The following is a 15,056-nucleotide window of genomic DNA, read 5'->3' as shown; positions in this document are numbered from 1 at the left end:
AACGCTCGACTGGGAAACCCCAGCCGAGCGCCTGCATAAACTCCTCGCGGCCTGATCAAACCGACCACGTGTTGCAACGACCCCTAGAAACCGCCGTCGTCCCCGGGCCCTTCCGCCGGGCCCTCGGGCCCTCGGCTCATCGGCTCATCGGCTCCAGAAGGCGTCGCTCTCGTCGATGTCCTGGGTGCACTGGTCGATGTCGGTGATCTTGCCGCCGACGATGGTGAAGAAGAGCCCTTCGTGGATCTCGATGCCCCGGTCGCCGCGGTCCGCCATGGTCGTGTGGAAGGACATGGCGTGGCCCCTGCCGTCGACCAGGACGCGCTCCAGGGCGACCCGGAAGGTGCCGTTGGTCTCCTCTCCCAGGCGGCGGTAGAGGTCGAGGACCGCTTCCCGTCCCTTGTGGTGCCCGGACAGGGGGCTGGTGCCGGGCATGTGGTGGATGACGTCGGCCGTCATCAGGCTGCCCAGGGTCTCCATGTCGCCCTTGCCGAAGGCCTCGTAGCCGCGGCGGATCAGGGCACAGTCCGGATGCTCCGACATGACCGTCCACCCTTCGTTCGTGTGGGATTTACGCCTTTTCTCATCATCGGCCCGTGCCTGTGGATATTCCACGCGGAAGGGCGGGGCGGATCTCCACAATGGCGGCATGGACAGGAACTCGATCACCAAGGCAAGCACTGCGGACACCGGCGCTGACGGCGGATCCGGCTGGGTCGTCACCGCTGAGCCGTTCACGACCGCGGACGCCACCGCCCTGCGGCGCGCGTACTACGCGGAGGTCGCCGGGCGGTACTGGGAGCGGCCCGCCACGGAGGCGGAGGTCGACCAGGGGATGCTGGACGACCCGGCCGACGGGCTCGCACCGCCCACGGGGCAGTTCGTGGTGGGCCGGCTCGGCGGGCGGCCCCTGGCCTGTGGCGGCATACGGCTCCTCGACCCCGCCACCGCCGAGCTCACGAGGATCTACGTCGCCCCGGGCGCGCGGGGCACGGGCGGCGGCGCGGCCGTGCTCGCCGTACTGGAGGCGCAGGCCCGCGTGCTGGGCGCCGTACGGATGCGGCTGGACACCCGGACCGACCTGGTGGAGGCCCGCGCCCTGTACGCGCGGCAGGGGTACCGGGAGATACCGGCCTACAACTCCGGCCCGTACGCCCAGCACTGGTTCGAGAAGCCGCTGGTCTGACCCGACCGGCCTGGTCCGCCCGGCGTGATCCGCGGGCCCGGACGGCCGATCCGGTCCCCCCGCCCGATCCGCGGGTCAGGGCGCCGCGTGGTCCCGGGGCACGAGCGCGTCGTAGGGCTCCTCGGCGTCGGATCCGCACAGCTCCCGGCTGAGTTCCTCGACGAGCTGGACGAGGTCGGTGGGCCGCTCGGGCCCCCACCAGTCGCCGAGCAGTTCGGCGAGTGACTCCTGCCGGGCCCCGGACAGCCGTTCCGCGGACTCGCGGCCCCGGTCGGTCAGGACGAGCGGGAGCCCCTGCCGGACGGCGAGTCCGCGCTCCTCGACCTGGCGGGCGGCGTCCGTGACGACCTTGAGCGGGACCGGGGTGCGCTCCGCGAGCACCGCCGGATCGACCGAGCCGTACTTGGCGATCCGCAGCAGCAGCCAGCTGGAGGCGGGCATCAGGTCGTAGCCCGCCCTCTCGGTGATCTTCTCGTAGATGTGGACGCGGCCCTCGCGGGTGCCGAGCAGGGACAGGGCGCGGGCGGCCTCCTCACGGGATGAGCGCTGGACGGGGTTGGAGGCGAGGGTCTCCGTCACGTCGGGGGCGGTGACGGAGGCGCGCAGCTTGTCCTCCTTGAGGAACCAGGAGATCAGGAACGCGAGCAGCACGACGGGCACCGCGTAGAGGAAGACGTCGGTGATGGCGGTGGAGTAGGCGTCCAGCACCCGGGGCCGCACCGCGGGCGGGAGGGCCGCGATGGCCCGGGGGTCCGCTTCCAGGCGGGCGGGGCTCGCCGCGGGCGGGACCGGGATGCCGGAGAGGGCGGCGGTGAGCTCCTCGCCGAGCCGGCTGGTGAAGATCGTGCCGAAGATGGCGACGCCGAAGGAGGCGCCGATGGAGCGGAAGAAGGTGGCACCGGAGGTGGCGACGCCGAGGTCGGCGTAGCTGACGGCGTTCTGCACCACCAGGACGAGCACCTGCATGACCAGGCCCAGGCCGGCGCCGAAGACGAAGAAGTAGACGCTCATCTCCAGGTCGGAGCTGGTGCGTTCCAGCCGGTGCAGGAGCAGCAGCCCGACGGCGGTGAGGGCGGTGCCGGTGATGGGGAAGACCTTCCAGCGCCCGGTGCGGCTGACGATCTGCCCGGATCCGGTGGAGGCGATCAGCAGGCCGAGCACCATCGGCAGCATGTGGACGCCGGACATGGTCGGCGAGACGCCCCGGACGACCTGGAGGAAGGTCGGCAGGTAGACCATCGCGCCGAACATGGCGAAGCCGACGATGAAGCTGATCACGGAGCAGAGGCTGAAGGTACGGATCCGGAACAGCTTCAGCGGCAGGACGGGTTCGGCGGCCCGCCGCTCGACGAACAGGAAGGCGACGAGCAGGACGGCGCCGAGGACGGCGAGGCCCACGATCCGGGCCGAGCCCCAGCCCCAGCTGCCGCCGAGGGAGGCGACGAGGACGAGACAGGTGGCGACGCCCGCGATCAGGGCGGTGCCGAGGTAGTCGATGGTGTGCCGGGAGGGGCGGGCCGGGATCCGCAGGACCGCGGCGATGACGACGAGGGCGACGAGACCGATGGGGAGGTTGATGTAGAAGACCCAGCGCCAGGAGAGGTGGTCCACGAACAGGCCGCCCAGCAGGGGCCCGAGGACGCTCGTCGCGCCGAAGACGGCGCCGAAGAGGCCCTGGTACTTGCCGCGCTCGCGCGGCGGGACGATGTCGCCGACGATCGCCATCGACAGCACCATCAGTCCGCCGCCGCCCAGGCCCTGGAGGGCGCGGAAGCCGATCAGCTGCGGCATGTCCTGGGCGAGGCCGCAGAGCGCGGAGCCGATCAGGAAGATGACGATGGCGTACTGGAAGAGCTTCTTGCGCCCGTACTGGTCGCCGAGCTTGCCCCACAGCGGGGTGGCGGCGGTGGAGGCCAGCATGTAGGCGGTGACCACCCAGGACAGGTGCTCCATGCCGCCCAGCTCGCTCACGATCGTGGGGAGGGCGGTGGAGACGATGGTCTGGTCGAGGGCGGCGATCAACAGGCCCAGCAGCAGGGCTCCGATCGAGACGAGCACCTCGCGCGTGGCGTGCTCGGCGCCCGGGGCGGGGCCCGTCGGCGACGCGGTCACATCCTGAGCCATCGGCTCCTCCTCACGCCGGATCAACCCTTCCATCCTGAGCGGTCTGTCCGGTTATGGCCTCTCGGAAGGGTTGGGTGCGACGGAAGGGGTCTGCATAATCGCTGGCAGTGTCCAGGGAGGGGTTATCAGTGAGCGCTGAGCGCTGTCCGGAATGCGGCGCCGTGGGCGCCGACTGCGCGTGTGCGCGGGGAGTCGGGTTCAACCCGCTGCGCATCCGTCCGTACATGGCCGTGCCCGACGCGGGCGGGACGGGCCCGGACCCGACGCCGCCCCAGCCGGTCCTCGGGGCCGTGGCCGGACCGGGCCCCTCCGGCGGCACGCCCTTCCCGGCGCTCCCGCCCCAGGCGCCGGCCGCCGTACCCGGCGGCGACGAGGCCCCGACGACCGTGATCCCGCCGGTTCCGGCGGCTCCGGGCGCGGTCCCCGCCCGGCCCGCCCCGGCGCCGGGGACGTGGCCGGGCCCCGTCGACGGGAACGCCACCGCCGTACTCCCGGCCGTGCCGGCCGACCCGGCGACCTGGCCCGGAGCGGGCGCCGAGGCCCCGACGGCCATGATCCCGCCCGTACCCACGGCCCCGGCGGCCTGGCCCGGAGCCGGCGCCGAGGCCCCGACGGCCATGATCCCGCCCGTACCCGCGGCGCCGCAGGGGCCGGGGCCCGGGCCGGGGACGCCCGCGCCGGGAGCGCCCGGGCCCGGGATGCCCGCGCCGCCGGCGGCCGATCAGACCATGCGGCTCCGGGCCGTGACCCCGGCGGGACCGGGCGCCGTGCTCCCGCCGGGGCCGCGCGCCGGCGCCCGGCAGGGTGCGGGGGCCGGGCCGCGGGCCGGGGCCGGGCGGTCCGGGCGGCGGCGGGCGGTCCCGCTGCTGGCCGCGGCCGGTGCGGTGGCGGCCGCCGGACTGGTGGCGCTGGCGCTGGGAGTGTTCTCCGGCTCCGGGAAGGACGACACCGCGCTCGGCGACCCCAAGCCGTCGGTCCCCGTGGCGGGCGGGGCCCCGGCCGGGCCGTCGCCGTCGCCTACCGGCCCCGCCGAAAGCGCTTCCGCGTCGGCCTCGCCGTCCGCTTCGGCGAGTGCGTCCCGCTCGGCGACGGCGTCCGCCTCCCCCAGCCCCTCCCGTACGTCGGCGTCACCCTCCCCGAGCCCGTCGGCGAGCGCGTCCCGCGCCACGAAGCCCGCCGCCCCGCCCCCGGCGCCGCCCGCCAAGCCCGCGACCCTGCGTTCCGGGGACTCGGGGCCCGAGGTGCTGAAGCTCCAGCGGCTGCTGGCGGAGCAGGGCGTGTACGACGGCCGGTTCGACGGCCGGTACGGCCGGTCCGTCGAGCGGGCCGTCACGGACTTCCAGATCGAGTACGGAGTGCGCGAGGACCTTTGGGGCGTCTACGGTCCGGCGACCCGGCGCGCCCTGGAGGGATAGGTCACGCGACCGCCGGTGGCGCACACCGCCCGCGGTTTTGTATCGTGTAGGAACAAAGTGGTTCCGTCCGCACTCCCTGACCGGTGGACGGAACCACTTGTTCTCTTCTCCCGCCCGTCTGGAGTCCCCCGATGCCGGCCCACACCGCCTCCGCCCGCGTCGTCCTCACCGCCAGGGCCCTGCTCCTGGACATGGACGGCACCCTCGTCAACTCGGACGCGGTGGTCGAGCGCTGCTGGCGCGCGTGGGCGGTGTCCCACGGGCTGGACCCGCAGGAGGCCCTCAAGGTGGTCCACGGCCGCCAGGGCTACGCCACGATGGCCCTCCTGCTCCCCGGGCGCCCGATGGAGCTCAACCACGCCGAGAACGCCGAGATGCTGGCCCGCGAGACGGCCGACACCGACGGCGTGGTACCGGTGGCGGGCGCGCCGGAGTTCATGGCGGCGATCGCCCGTCTGCCGCACGCCCTGGTCACTTCGGCCGACGCCGCCCTCGCCGGGGTCCGTATGACGGCGGCGGCCCTGCCGATGCCGGACGTGCGGATCACCGCCGAGTCCGTCGGGGCCAGCAAGCCCGACCCGGAGGGCTTCCTCAAGGGCGCCGCCGAACTGGGCGTGGACCCGGCCGACTGCGTGGTCTTCGAGGACTCCGGCGCCGGCATCGCGGCGGGCCTGGCGGCCGGCATGCGCGTGATCGGCATAGGCCCCCGCGCCGCCGCCCACGGCCCGACGGTCCACGTCGACGACCTCACGGCGGTCCGGGTCGAAGCCGGCGCGGACGGCGCGATCCGGCTCGCCCTCACCCCGGCGCGGTAGCCGCGCCGGGGCGGACGGGGCGCGTGCGGCGTCAGCCTGCGATCGCCTCGTAGAGGGAGAACGCGGCCAGCGCCGCCATGACACCCGCCGCGATCTTGGTGATGAGCCGCAGCGGGACGTACTTCATCAGGGTGCGGCCGCCCAGGATGCCGATGCCCGCCACCGCCCAGAGCGCCAGCACCGCGCCGAGGCCGACGGAGAGCGGATTCTCGTAGCGTGCCGCGAGGTTGGCGGTCATGATCTGGGTCAGGTCGCCGAACTCCGCCACCAGGATCAGCATGAAGCCGGCGCCGGAGACCTTCCAGAAGGACTGGTCGGCGGGAGGCTTGACCTCCTCGTCCTCGTCGCCCTTCTTGAAGAGCAGCATGGCCGCGCCCGCCAGGAAGAGCAGACCGACGACGGCCTGGACGAGCCGGTGCGGCAGGAGCGTGAGCACGCTGCCGGCGGCGATGGCCAGCGCGACGTGCACGGCGAAGGCGGCGGCCACGCCCGCGAAGACGTAGGAGGCGCGGTAGCGGGTGCCGAGCATCAGACCGGCCAGGGCCGTCTTGTCGGGGAGCTCGGCGAGGAAGACGACGCCGAAGGCGATCGCCAGCACGGTGAAGCTGAACACGGGGGTGAAACCTCGATCGGTCGGGCAGGACGCCATCGGGACCGAGAGACCTGGGGTGTTTCAGGGGTCGCTTCGGCTCGGCGGCGCCCTGAGGACATCGACACTGCGCACGCCCCGCGCATGCGGAGTGCGCATGCTGCGTCGCGCGCGTCGCGTCACATGGACAGGACACTGCGGCCGAAGGTCTCGCTGGCGGTCCGCTGACGCGGCTCGCCTCCGGGCGCCGGCTGGGGTGACCCAGCAGTATGTCGACGGTCCGGCGAAGAGCTACTCCCCTTCTGCTCCGTCCAGGGTACGCGACGGCGACCTCGACACCGCCCTGCCCGGAATGTGAGCTTGGCCCCACACTGCCCCACCCCTCGGGGCGGAATCTCAACTTCCCCTTGAACAGGGGCCGTTGATCTTCTTGATGTGACGTGCCCATGTCGGCAATCTGTCACCTGGCGCCCATCCCCGCGACACCCGGCGCCGCCACCATGGCCGCGCCCCGCCGGGGCCGCACGGCCACCAACCCCCCGCTCCAGGGAGCCCCTCATGGCCCTCACGCCCGTCCGCACGCCCTCCGTCTACGCGCGTCGCATCCGCCGCGCCGGACGCGCCGGCGTCCTCGCGTCCGCCGTCGCACTCGCCGCCCTCACCTCCCTCGTGAACGCCCCGGCCGCGCTGGCCTCCCCGCCCACCCCGATCAGCGCCGCCGAGGCCCGCGCCTACCTGGCGACGGTCACGCCGGCGGCCGAGGGGTCCCTCACCGGCTACAGCCGCGCCCAGTTCCCGCACTGGAGCACGGTCTCCGGCACCTGCAACACCCGGGAGACGGTCCTCAAGCGCGACGGCGTGAACGTCGTCACCGACTCCTCCTGCGCGGCCGTGAGCGGCAGCTGGTACTCCGAGTACGACGGCGCCACCTGGACCGCCGCCTCGGACGTCGACATCGACCACATGGTCCCGCTCGCCGAGGCCTGGCGTTCGGGCGCCAACACCTGGACGACCGCCAAGCGCCAGCAGTTCGCCAACGACCTCACCCGCCCCCAGCTCATAGCCGTCACCGACAACGTCAACCAGGCCAAGGGCGACCTCGACCCCGGCAAGTGGCTGCCGCCGCGGACCGCGTACCGCTGCACGTACGCCCGGTCGTGGGTCCAGGTGAAGCAGTACTGGGGGCTGAGCATGGACGCCGGCGAGAAGACCGCCCTGGTGAACATCCTGAACGGCTGCTGACACCCGCCGCCCTCCGGGTTTTTCACCCCCGCGATCCCCCGCCAGGGGGAGGCCGGGCAGCCGCCCCTCCCCGTACCGTGCTCGAAAGGGCTGTCGAGGAGGGGGAGTCGGATGGCCGGACTGCGGCTGGGACCACTGCTGCGCTGCGTCGACTGGGACACGGGCGGCTCCGCCACGATCTGGATCGAGGCGGACCGCCCCTGCACCGCCGAGGTGCGCTGCGCCGACGGGGCGGGCGGCAGCGCCCGCACCTTCCAGATCACCGGCCACCACTACGCGCTGGTCCCCGTCACCGGCCTGACGCCCGGTACGGCCACGGCGTACGAGGTGCTGCTCGACGGCGTCCCCGTCTGGCCCGAGCCCGGCGGCCGCTTCCCGCCCAGCACGATCGTCGCCCCCGCGGTGGGCGGCCGCCCCGGCGCCCACGCCCCGGGCCTGCGGGTCACCTTCGGCTCGTGCCGGCAGGCCGCCCCGCCCGCCGGCCGCCGCGGGCCGCACGGCGCGGACGCCCTGGACGCCCTCGCGGCGCGCCTGGCCGCCGACCCGGCGGAGGTCCGGCCGGACCTGCTGCTGCTCCTCGGCGACCAGGTCTACGCCGACCGGCTGTCGAAGGAGACCCGGCGCTGGCTGGCGGCCCGCCGCGACCTGCGCGAGGCCCCGGGCGCCCAGGTGGCGGACTACGAGGAGTACACCCGCGTCTACGACGAGTCCTGGGGCGACCCGGAGATCCGCTGGCTGCTGTCGACCGTCCCCAGCCTGCACATGTTCGACGACCACGACGTCATAGACGACTGGAACACCAGCGCCTCCTGGCAGGCGGAGATGCGGGCGACCCCGTGGTGGCCGGAGCGGGTCCTCAGCGGACTGATGTCGTACTGGGTGTACCAGCACCTGGGCAACCTCTCCCCCGCCGAACTCGCGGCGGACCCCCTCTACGCGGCCGTACGGGCCACCCCCGACGGCACGGACGCGCTGCGCGCCTTCGCGGCCGCCGCCGACGCAGATCCGGCCTCGGTGCGCTGGAGCTACCGGCGGGACTTCGGCCGGACGCGGCTGCTGATGGTCGACACCCGCGCCGCGCGGGTGCTGGCCGAGGACGGGCGGGCCATGCTCGACCCGGCGGAGCAGCGCTGGCTCCGGGAGAACGCCCTGTCCGGGCACGGCGGTTACGACCACCTGCTGATCGGCTCCTCCCTGCCGTGGCTGATGCCCCCGCTGATCCACGACGCCGAGGTGTGGAACGCCGCGCTCTGCCGCGGGGAGCGCGGGCGGAGGTGGGCCCGGATCGGGGAGGACCTGCGGCGGCGCGGCGATCTGGAGCACTGGGCGGCGTTTCCGGCCTCGTTCGCCGCCCTGAGCGACCTGATAGAGGAGGTCGGGACGGGCCCGAAGGCACCGGCGACGGTCGCCGTCCTCTCCGGGGACGTCCACCACGCGTACGTGGCAGAGCCGCGCATACCCAGTACGGCGCGGGTCTTCCAGCTGACCTGTTCGCCGGTGCACAACTCCATCCCCGCGGTGGTGAAGTGGGGCTTCCGGCTGGGCTGGTCGCGACTGGGCCGCTGGATGGGGCGCGGCCTCGCGCGGCACGGCCGGACGGGACGGCCGCCGCTGAGCTGGCGGCGTACGGGCGGCCCGTGGTTCGGCAACCAGCTGATGACGCTGACCCTGGCGGGGCGCGGCGCCGGGCTCCGGCTCGACCAGGCCCGTTCGGTGCGGCCCGGCGCCCGTCTGGTGACGGTGCTGGACCGCCGCCTCACCGGAGCGGAGTAGGCCGGGACTCCGGCGCGGGGGCGCCGGGCGTACGCTGTATGGCTGTCAAGCCGCCCCTGCCGCCTCCCCGCGACCACGCGGCGCTCCGGACTGGGGAGTCCCGCTGTGATCGAGACGATGGGGTCGCTGACCGCGAGCCCGTGGATCTACGTCCTGGTGGCGGTGTCGGTCCTGCTCGACGTGTTCCTGCCGGTGCTGCCGAGCGGCGTGCTGGTGATCACCGGTGCGGCGGCCGCGGCGGCGGGCGGACCGCCCGCGCGGGTGCCGGACGTCGCGGTGCTGCTGACGGTCGCCGCCACGGCCTCGGTGCTGGGTGACATGGCCGCCTACGGGCTGGCCCGCCGCAGCGGGCCGCGCCTGGACCGGGTCATCGCCCGCTCCCGCCGCCTGACCCGGGCCCACGAACGGCTGGGCACGGCCCTCGCCCGCGGCGGCGGCCTGCTGGTGGTCCTCGCCCGCTTCGCCCCGGCCGGCCGGGCGGTGGTCTCGCTCGGCGCGGGCAAGACGCGGCGCACGCTGGCGGAGTTCCTGCCCTGGTCGGTGCTGGCGGGCATCAGCTGGGCGGGCTACAGCGTGGCCCTGGGCTACTTCGGCACCCAGTGGCTGGGCACGGCCTGGCTCGGCACGGCCGTCTCCCTGATCGCCCTCTTCACGGCGGGCTCCCTGGCCGCCTTCCTCCTCCGCCGCCCACCCGCCACCCCCACCGCAGCGGCCTGACCACCCCGCCCCCCTCAGCACCCGCCGGAACCACGGCCCACCGTTCCCAGGCCCGGACCTCACGCCCCACCCCCCACAAGCCGGCGCGCCCCCGCAGGGACGCAGCCCCGGCCCGGACCTCAGACCCCGCTCCCCGCAAGCGGGCGCGGCGCCGCAGGGAGCGACCGTCCCGGATCAGCCGACCCCGGTCCACCGCCTCACGGCGGACGTGGTCCGGCCCCGCAGGGACACGGCTCGCGCGGGACCGGCCCGGCCGGCACCCCCGGGCCGTCCGGCCGGACCCCCGACCACCGCCGGCCACTCCGAAGCCGGGCCTCCTCCCCCTCCTCCCCCTCCTCCCCCGGAGGGATGGGCCGGGTGGGGCAGTGGGTCACCCGTTCACCCGGCAGCGATCGCCGCCTCCCCTCCGGGCTTCTAGCGTCCAGAGGACGGCGCGCCATCGATCCGGCGTCACATCCGTGGCCCGGACGCGCCGTTCCGAGAAGCCCGAGGAGATCCCGCCATGCCCCCCACGCGCATCCGGCATCGCCTGACCGGAGTCGCCGCCGCGACCCTGCTCGTAGCAGCCGCCGCACCCGCCACGCTCGCCTCCGCCGCACCCGCCGGCGGCGCGACCCCCTCCGCCACCGTCTCCCCCGGCACCGTCTCCCCCGGCGGCCGCGTCACCCTCAACGTCGACGGCTGCTCGACCCGTACCGGCCGGGCGTCCTCCCGCGTCTTCAACGCCGTCACGCTGGCCCCGGGCAGCGCGAGCGCCTCGAACCTCTTCGGCGCGGCCACCGTCTTCAGCGACGCCGCGCCCGGCTCGTACCCCGTCACCTTCGAGTGCGGCGGCCGCCGGGTCACCGTCACCCTCCAGGTCGCCCCCGGCGCGGCCCGCGGCGGCCTCGGCGGCAGCATGGACTCCGTGGGCCGGGGCCAGATCGCCGTCGGCGGCGCCCTCGCGGCCGGTGCGCTCGGCGCCGGGATCTGGATGCTGCGCCGCCGCGCGGCGGAGGCCCGCTGAGCCGCCCTCCCCCGGCCTCAGACGGCGGCCGCGGCCTGCCCGCGCACCTTCACCCCGTCCAGGAGCAGCCGCGTCGCCTCGGCCACCGCGTCCACTGCGGCGTCGAACACCTCGCGGTTGTGCGCGGCGGGCACCCTGAACCCGGAGACCTTCCGTACGTACTGGAGCGCGGCCGCGCGGATCTCCTCCTCGGTGGCCTTCTCGGGGATGGCGGGCGGGCGCAGGGTCTTGATGGAGCGGCACATACCTCCACTATGGCCCCACGGACGGGAGCTCCGCCCCGGAAAGCCTCATGATGAGCCCGGCCTGCAGCCGTCCCCGCAGGTCCGGGTCGGCGACCTCCTCCAGCAGGGCGATCGCCTGCCGGGTGCTCTCCGCTGCCCGCCGGTCCTCCCTCAGGGACGAGGTCTGGGCGGCCATGTAGCGCAGGGCGATGTCGGCCCGCCGGTGGAACAGCTGCCCGACGAGGGTGACGACCAGGCCCACGGAGCTGGTGACCACCCCGATGTAGGCGTCCCCGGTGGTCTCGGCCTTCCACACCCCGAGCCCGATCCCGAAGAGCAGCACGGCCGCGCCGGCCCCGGCGAACCGCTGGCTGGTGGCGAAGCTGCTGCGGGCCTGCGCCAGCCCGTAGGCGTAGTACTCGACGAGCATCGGGGTGAAGTCGTCGTGCCGGTCCCCGGGCCCCTCCCCGTGCCCCGTCGAGGCGTCCACCAGCCGGGGGTCGCCCGCCTCGGGCGGCTGCTCCCCCAGCCGGGCGAGCAACCGCTCCCGCTCCGCGTCGCGCTCCCGCTCGAACCGCTCCCGCCCCGGCCACCACACCAGCCCCAGCCCGCCGACCGCCAGCCCGAACGCCCCGACGGCCCAGACCCACTCCCCGACACCGGCCACGCCCATCACCCCTGCGGGATGGTCCCCGTCCCACCGCGCGGGAAACCGGACCGGATCCTAGACTGGCGAACGCCCGGAATGTCCGCCAGCAGGAACCGAGGGAGACGCCCGATGGCCAAGCGAGGGAACAAGAAGCGCGCCCGCAAGAAGAAGAAGGCCAACCACGGAAAGCGCCCCAACGCCTGACCGCGGCCGACACACCCCGAAGCCCCCTGGCCGCGACAGGCCGGGGGGCTCGTAGACGGGGATCACCTCCTGGGTACGCCGGGGAGACCCGGCCCGCTGCCGACGGGAAGCACGCCGGTCCCGACGGCCGGCCGGGCCCGCGGCAGCCCCTCCGCCGACGCCGGCGGCGCCGACACCCACAGGGACGCGATCCCGGCGGCGACGAAGGCGGCCGAGGTCAGGACCATCATGTAGCGGAACATCCGCCGCTTGACCGGGGCGGGCCCCGCGGTGTGGCCGTGGTGGGACATGGCTGCTGCTCCTCTCCCGTTCCCGTCGCCCCGCCGTCCGGCGCGACCGGACCTCAAGTAAGCCCGCCGGCACCACCCCCGGTCACGCCCCGGAACCCCGTGACTTGACGAACCCACCGACCCGGCCCCCAGACAGCACGAAAAGGCCCAGGCTCCCCGAAACGACGGGCGGCCTGGGCCTTCATCACGTTCACGACTGGTGGGCGCGGACGGTTTCGAACCGCCGACATCTGCTTTGTAAGAGCAGCGCTCTACCCCTGAGCTACGCACCCGTGGACGAGTGGACAGCCTACATGGCGGGCGCACCCCCCACGCAAACCCGTTGCCTTGGGGGAGAATGGACCGGAGCTTGGCGGACGGGGCACGGGAGAGGCATTGTGACGACGGCACCCCGGCGGTGGTTCGGCGGGCGGGACGAGAGTCGGCGGGCGGACGCCCAGGCGGCCAAGGACGCCGCCGCGGCCGCGTTCTACGAGTTGGACACCGCCCAGCGGGACCTGCGGATCTCGATGGAGACCATCGCCGCCGCCGACGGTTCTCCCGCCGCGCGGCAGGCCGCCGAGGGGTTCGCCGGGCTCGGGCGGCGCATCGACGAGGTCAGCCACACCTACATCGAGGCCGTCGACGCGCACGACCTGGACCGGGTCGACCTGGAGGGGTCCGTCGCCGGGCAGGCCAGGCAGCAGCTGACGCGGGCCCGGGACGAGCTCGTCCGGGTCAAGGGGGAGCTGGAGCGGTTCGCGCAGGGGCTGCAGCCGCTGCTGGACAAGGCGGAGACGCAGCTGGCCCGGGTGGCGCCGGCGCGGGAGCGGGCGAAGGCGGCGCTGCTGGCCGCGAGCGACGCGCTGGACGCCGTACGGGCCACGGGGATGCGGGCCGACGACCTGGCGGCGCGCCTGGCCGCGCTGGGGCCCGAGCTGACGAAGCTGAACCAGGGCGCGGCGCAGCACGGAGTGCAGGAGACCGTGCAGCGGGCCGACCGGATCCTGCGGGACGCGGAGGCGATACGGGCCGAGGCGGAGCGCCTGCCGGAGCGCGCCGCGGAGATCGACCGGCGGCTGGTGAGCCTGCGGACCCGGGCGCAGGCGTTGCGCAACCGGGCGGAGCGGGTGGATCCGGTGTTGAGCGAGCTGCGCCGCCGGTTCAGCGCGGCCTGCTGGCAGGACCTCCAGCACGTCCCCGACCAGGCCGTACGGGACGTCGCGCAGGCCGAGGAGCGTCTGACGGAGGCGGGCCGGGCGCGCGAGGAGCAGCGCTGGGCCGACGTGACGGCGCTGGTCGAGGCGGTGCGTACGGGGCTGGACGCCACCGACGAGGCGGTGTCGGCCGCGCAGGACCGGCTGTCCCGGCTGGAGGCGGTGGCGCGGGACCCTCAGGCGGAGGTGCAGCGGACCCGGTTCGCGATCCGGGACGCGCAGCGCCTGGCGATGGAGGGCCGCAGCGTGCCCGATCCGCGGCACGCGCGGCCCCTGGACGAGTCCGTGGCCCGGATGGAGCGGGCGCTCGCCGGGCTGGAGGGCCGCCACCCCGACTACTGGCACTTCCTCCAGGAGCTGGAGGAGGTACGGGCGGCGGTCGGCCGGGTGGTGGCCGACATGCGGGGACGCCGCGCCGGCGGCTGAGTGCGGCCGGCCGGGCGGGGTCCGGGGTGCTCGGAGTTGTCCGCGGGCGGGGTCCGGGGTGCTCGGAGTTGTCCGGGGGCGGGCTTCGGCGGATGCTGGAGGGTGCCGGGAACGGAACCGAGGAGGGCGCCATGGCTGCCCATACTTTCCACAGGCCCCGCGAGCGCCACGCACCCCCCGCGCCCCAGGAGTCGTACGCGCCGCACGCGGCCTACGGGTGCACCGAGCCGCACGAGCACTACGCGCCCTACGTCCCCCACGAGCCCTACGGGCCGCCCCCCGAACCGCAGGGCCCCGGGCTGGTCCAGCGGATGCTGCACCCCGTCAACGCCAGCCTCGACGAGCACCTGCCCATCGACCACAAGCTGAGCAAGGTCTACCGGGTCGGCGCCGGACTGACGGGCCTGCTGCTGATCGTCTTCGGGATCCTGGGACTGGTCCACCGGATCGGGTTCTTCGACACCGGCGGCGACACGGTCCTGGCCCTGAACACCAACGGTGCGCTGAGCGTGCTGTCGATCTGCATCGGGGCCCTGCTCGTCGCCGGGATGGTGATCGGCGGGACCTTCGCCTCCACCCTCAACATCACGCTGGGGCTGCTCTTCATCGCCAGCGGGTTCGTCAACCTGGCCCTGCTGGACACCGAGCTGAACGTCCTGGCCTTCAAGATCCAGAACGTGCTGTTCAGCTTCGTCGTCGGCGTGATGCTGATGTGGTTCGGGATGTACGGGCGCGTGGGCAGCGCCCTCCCGCACGACAACCCGTACTGGCGGGCCCGCCACCCCGACCAGGCCGCCCGGGAGGAACGGGCCCGTGGCGGGGCGGCGGCTCTGTAGCCTGTGCGCATGCCTCGTTACGAATACCGCTGCCGGACCTGCGACGACACCTTTGAGGTCAGCCGTCCGATGGCCGAGTCGTCCGCGCCCGCCGACTGCCCGGCCGGGCACGCCGACACCGTCAAGCTGCTCTCCGCCGTCGCCGTCGGCGGGACCGGCTCCGCCCCCGCGCCCTCCGGCGGGGGCTGCTGCGGCGGGGGCGGCTGCTGCTGACCCCCGAGGGGCCCCGGCAAGGGCCCTGGCCGGGCCCCCGGCAGGGGCGGCCTAGCTGTTCTGTCCAGGGAGGTTGTGGACGGGTGATGCAGGTCTCGGCTGAGACGGCTTGAACGGGTGAGGGCCTCCCGGGTTCGGTGTGGATTGCGAC

Annotated in this window: 16 protein-coding genes and 1 tRNA gene; 10 read left to right on the top strand and 7 right to left on the bottom strand. The window is 74.5% G+C overall.

Annotation, left to right across the window (positions count from 1 at the left end):
• Window positions 1-144: 144 nt before the first annotated feature.
• Entirely contained in the window at window positions 145-543 is a 399-nt protein-coding gene (locus tag AB0469_RS40385; RefSeq protein WP_366456601.1) for a nuclear transport factor 2 family protein, read from the bottom strand.
• A gap of 106 nt (window positions 544-649) precedes the next feature.
• On the opposite strand from AB0469_RS40385, the gene AB0469_RS40380 reads away from it, so the two are divergent.
• Complete coding sequence (locus AB0469_RS40380) at window positions 650-1,186, top strand: GNAT family N-acetyltransferase (protein ID WP_366456600.1); 537 nt, start codon at window positions 650-652, stop codon at window positions 1,184-1,186.
• A 75-nt stretch (window positions 1,187-1,261) separates the two neighbouring features.
• On the opposite strand, the gene AB0469_RS40375 is transcribed toward AB0469_RS40380, so the two are convergent.
• Window positions 1,262-3,310 (bottom strand): MFS transporter, encoded by a 2,049-nt coding sequence (locus AB0469_RS40375; RefSeq protein ID WP_366456599.1) that lies wholly within the window; start codon window positions 3,308-3,310, stop codon window positions 1,262-1,264.
• A gap of 128 nt (window positions 3,311-3,438) precedes the next feature.
• Here AB0469_RS40375 and AB0469_RS40370 point away from each other — a divergent pair, with 128 nt between their 5' ends.
• Both AB0469_RS40370 and AB0469_RS40365 read left to right on the top strand, forming a co-directional pair.
• Entirely contained in the window at window positions 3,439-4,725 is a 1,287-nt protein-coding gene (locus tag AB0469_RS40370; RefSeq protein WP_366456598.1) for a peptidoglycan-binding domain-containing protein, read from the top strand.
• A gap of 131 nt (window positions 4,726-4,856) precedes the next feature.
• Window positions 4,857-5,540, top strand: coding sequence for an HAD-IA family hydrolase (locus AB0469_RS40365; RefSeq protein WP_366456597.1), 684 nt, complete (start codon window positions 4,857-4,859; stop codon window positions 5,538-5,540).
• Between the two features lie 31 nt (window positions 5,541-5,571).
• Here AB0469_RS40365 and AB0469_RS40360 read toward each other — a convergent pair whose 3' ends face one another.
• The gene (locus AB0469_RS40360; protein WP_366456596.1) at window positions 5,572-6,153 is read right to left on the bottom strand and encodes a TMEM165/GDT1 family protein; all 582 of its coding nucleotides are present in this window, start codon (window positions 6,151-6,153) and stop codon (window positions 5,572-5,574) included.
• A 534-nt stretch (window positions 6,154-6,687) separates the two neighbouring features.
• Here AB0469_RS40360 and AB0469_RS40355 point away from each other — a divergent pair.
• The 4 genes from AB0469_RS40355 (at window position 6,688) to AB0469_RS40340 (ending at window position 10,867) form a co-directional block, all read left to right on the top strand.
• Window positions 6,688-7,371, top strand: coding sequence for an HNH endonuclease family protein (locus AB0469_RS40355; RefSeq protein WP_366456595.1), 684 nt, complete (start codon window positions 6,688-6,690; stop codon window positions 7,369-7,371).
• Between the two features lie 111 nt (window positions 7,372-7,482).
• Window positions 7,483-9,144 (top strand): alkaline phosphatase D family protein, encoded by a 1,662-nt coding sequence (locus tag AB0469_RS40350; protein WP_366456594.1) that lies wholly within the window; start codon window positions 7,483-7,485, stop codon window positions 9,142-9,144.
• 105 nt (window positions 9,145-9,249) lie between these two features.
• Window positions 9,250-9,861 carry a VTT domain-containing protein gene (locus AB0469_RS40345; protein WP_366456593.1) on the top strand — a complete coding sequence of 204 codons (612 nt, stop codon included), beginning with the start codon at window positions 9,250-9,252 and terminating at the stop codon, window positions 9,859-9,861.
• Between the two features lie 502 nt (window positions 9,862-10,363).
• On the top strand, window positions 10,364-10,867 hold the full coding sequence (locus tag AB0469_RS40340; protein WP_366456592.1) for a hypothetical protein: 504 nt from the start codon (window positions 10,364-10,366) through the stop codon (window positions 10,865-10,867).
• Window positions 10,868-10,884: 17 nt separating this feature from the next.
• On the opposite strand, the gene AB0469_RS40335 is transcribed toward AB0469_RS40340, so the two are convergent.
• The 4 genes from AB0469_RS40335 to AB0469_RS40320 form a co-directional block, all read right to left on the bottom strand.
• The gene (locus AB0469_RS40335; RefSeq protein ID WP_366456591.1) at window positions 10,885-11,112 is read right to left on the bottom strand and encodes a DUF2277 domain-containing protein; all 228 of its coding nucleotides are present in this window, start codon (window positions 11,110-11,112) and stop codon (window positions 10,885-10,887) included.
• A 7-nt stretch (window positions 11,113-11,119) separates the two neighbouring features.
• Complete coding sequence (locus AB0469_RS40330; protein WP_366456590.1) at window positions 11,120-11,758, bottom strand: hypothetical protein; 639 nt, start codon at window positions 11,756-11,758, stop codon at window positions 11,120-11,122.
• Between the two features lie 248 nt (window positions 11,759-12,006).
• Window positions 12,007-12,234, bottom strand: coding sequence for a hypothetical protein (locus AB0469_RS40325; protein ID WP_366456589.1), 228 nt, complete (start codon window positions 12,232-12,234; stop codon window positions 12,007-12,009).
• A gap of 197 nt (window positions 12,235-12,431) precedes the next feature.
• Window positions 12,432-12,506, bottom strand: a tRNA-Val gene (locus tag AB0469_RS40320).
• A gap of 21 nt (window positions 12,507-12,527) precedes the next feature.
• On the opposite strand from AB0469_RS40320, the gene AB0469_RS40315 reads away from it, so the two are divergent.
• The 3 genes from AB0469_RS40315 to AB0469_RS40305 all read left to right on the top strand — a co-directional run bounded on the left by AB0469_RS40315 (window position 12,528) and on the right by AB0469_RS40305 (window position 14,905).
• Window positions 12,528-13,856, top strand: coding sequence for a hypothetical protein (locus tag AB0469_RS40315; protein WP_366456603.1), 1,329 nt, complete (start codon window positions 12,528-12,530; stop codon window positions 13,854-13,856).
• Window positions 13,857-14,167: 311 nt separating this feature from the next.
• The gene (locus AB0469_RS40310; protein ID WP_366456602.1) at window positions 14,168-14,692 is read left to right on the top strand and encodes a DUF4383 domain-containing protein; all 525 of its coding nucleotides are present in this window, start codon (window positions 14,168-14,170) and stop codon (window positions 14,690-14,692) included.
• 9 nt (window positions 14,693-14,701) lie between these two features.
• Window positions 14,702-14,905 carry a zinc ribbon domain-containing protein gene (locus AB0469_RS40305; RefSeq protein ID WP_366456588.1) on the top strand — a complete coding sequence of 68 codons (204 nt, stop codon included), beginning with the start codon at window positions 14,702-14,704 and terminating at the stop codon, window positions 14,903-14,905.
• The last annotated feature ends 151 nt before the right edge of the window (window positions 14,906-15,056 follow it).

The sequence above is a fragment of the Streptomyces sp. NPDC093801 genome (assembly GCF_040701585.1).
Taxonomy (GTDB): domain Bacteria; phylum Actinomycetota; class Actinomycetes; order Streptomycetales; family Streptomycetaceae; genus Streptomyces.
This window is presented reverse-complemented; position numbering and strand designations above follow the sequence as displayed.

Coding starts and splice junctions, on each gene's coding strand:
- AB0469_RS40385 (WP_366456601.1), bottom strand. CDS start 543: ATGTCGGAGCATCCGGACTGTGCCCTGATCCGCCGCGGCTACGAGGCC.
- AB0469_RS40380 (WP_366456600.1), top strand. CDS start 650: ATGGACAGGAACTCGATCACCAAGGCAAGCACTGCGGACACCGGCGCT.
- AB0469_RS40375 (WP_366456599.1), bottom strand. CDS start 3,310: ATGGCTCAGGATGTGACCGCGTCGCCGACGGGCCCCGCCCCGGGCGCC.
- AB0469_RS40365 (WP_366456597.1), top strand. CDS start 4,857: ATGCCGGCCCACACCGCCTCCGCCCGCGTCGTCCTCACCGCCAGGGCC.
- AB0469_RS40355 (WP_366456595.1), top strand. CDS start 6,688: ATGGCCCTCACGCCCGTCCGCACGCCCTCCGTCTACGCGCGTCGCATC.
- AB0469_RS40350 (WP_366456594.1), top strand. CDS start 7,483: ATGGCCGGACTGCGGCTGGGACCACTGCTGCGCTGCGTCGACTGGGAC.
- AB0469_RS40340 (WP_366456592.1), top strand. CDS start 10,364: ATGCCCCCCACGCGCATCCGGCATCGCCTGACCGGAGTCGCCGCCGCG.
- AB0469_RS40335 (WP_366456591.1), bottom strand. CDS start 11,112: ATGTGCCGCTCCATCAAGACCCTGCGCCCGCCCGCCATCCCCGAGAAG.
- AB0469_RS40325 (WP_366456589.1), bottom strand. CDS start 12,234: ATGTCCCACCACGGCCACACCGCGGGGCCCGCCCCGGTCAAGCGGCGG.
- AB0469_RS40315 (WP_366456603.1), top strand. CDS start 12,528: ATGGCGGGCGCACCCCCCACGCAAACCCGTTGCCTTGGGGGAGAATGG.
- AB0469_RS40310 (WP_366456602.1), top strand. CDS start 14,168: ATGCTGCACCCCGTCAACGCCAGCCTCGACGAGCACCTGCCCATCGAC.
- AB0469_RS40305 (WP_366456588.1), top strand. CDS start 14,702: ATGCCTCGTTACGAATACCGCTGCCGGACCTGCGACGACACCTTTGAG.